Raw genomic sequence first — 1,386 nt, 5'->3', positions numbered from 1 at the left:
ACTTGCTACTGTTTCAAATCTTGCTACTATAGAGTCATTAAAAGCCTTTTCCCAAAGGCGAAAAAAGGTTACAATATCTGTTTCTTGAGTCAAATCAAGAGCTTGGAGAAGGTCGCTTAGATTTTGCTTAAATCCTTCTTTAAAATAAGAAGAAGGATCTGAGAGCATCCTGCCTATTTCCGTCAAGTACTTTGTTCGTTTTTCTGACCATAGACCTGCTTTTATTCTCTCTTCTTGAGTAAGGAGCATTTGAAGGGTACTAGAACTCCCAATACAAGCAATCTGATAGCCAGCCTTTAGGGCTGTCATCAAAGAGGGCATATTTTCTCCCCACATCCATTCATTGTCAGAATGTAAGAAAGTAAGGGGTGATGAACTTATACCTTGCTTGGAATCAATAACAACATTTTTTCCAAAATAGGTGTCTCTTATAAATTCTCCGGTAGCTTTGCGTAACTTAGTACCATATCCTTTGCCTTGATAAGTGTCTAAAATATCGGTCGTTACACTTCCCATAAGGGTGTCATTTTTTAGAGTATGGTCAATGGCTTGGGCGCCAATAAGAATATTATTATCATAGGCAAGATAAACACCAAAAGGACTTTCAAGAGAATATTTTTCAGCGTCTCCTTTATACGTATCAACACGTCCGGTTTCTTCTAATTCAAGAGGAATATTATGCTCACCATAAACTTTTTTAAGTATAAGGCCATGTTGGTTAGGAATCTCTTTGATTTCTTCGCTAGATAAAGCAAAGCAACTGATTAGAAGGTTAACAATTATGAGAAGATTGAATGGTTTCAAAAAAGCGCTCAATTTATTTCTCCAATTATATTATCTATTCGGCATTAATTTTATAATAACAATCAATATTAAGTCAATCGTCTTTTTTAATGAAGTTAAGATTTTATTTTTTATTTAAAAGAAATTTCAAATGCTGAGCTTGATTATAAAATATTTGGGCTAGAGCTTGATCATACGTTTGCATCGTTTCTGCAGCTTTCTGATAAATAAGGTGGGCATCAAGAAGATCTTGCTCAGTTACATTTAAATTATTTTGGCTTAAATAAACGGATTCAAATTCTCCGGCTTTCTGAAAATATTGGAATTGTAATAATTTAGAAAATGCATTCGAGCATTGCTCACCAAGGTTATAATAAACTTTAGCAATCGTATCATAATCTTGTGGGGTTGCTTTGTTTCTTAACTTTTCCAAACGTCTTAATTCAAGGTCAAGAATTATTCTAAAGCGATGAAATTTTTGTTCATCTGAGAAGGTATTATTCCACAAAACAACGTTATATAAAGCACTTGAGGTCATTCTTAAATCATTTTCTGTTGCTTCATTGCCTTTATATCCCGTCCGAATAAGATGGAGATGAGCAG

Annotated in this window: 2 protein-coding genes; both read right to left on the bottom strand. The window is 34.1% G+C overall.

The genetic code is table 11. The annotated features are described in order from the left end of the window. On the bottom strand, positions 1 to 816 hold an 816-nt coding region (locus IG80_RS16005; protein ID WP_032114241.1), incomplete at its 3' end, for a hypothetical protein. A 91-nt stretch (positions 817 to 907) separates the two neighbouring features. Continuing rightward, the coding region (locus IG80_RS0111875) for a hypothetical protein (protein ID WP_032114240.1) at positions 908 to 1,386 on the bottom strand (479 nt) is incomplete at its 5' end.

It is taken from the genome of Candidatus Paracaedibacter symbiosus (genome assembly GCF_000757605.1).
In the GTDB taxonomy this organism is placed as follows: domain Bacteria; phylum Pseudomonadota; class Alphaproteobacteria; order Paracaedibacterales; family Paracaedibacteraceae; genus Paracaedibacter_A; species Paracaedibacter_A symbiosus.
This window is presented reverse-complemented; position numbering and strand designations above follow the sequence as displayed.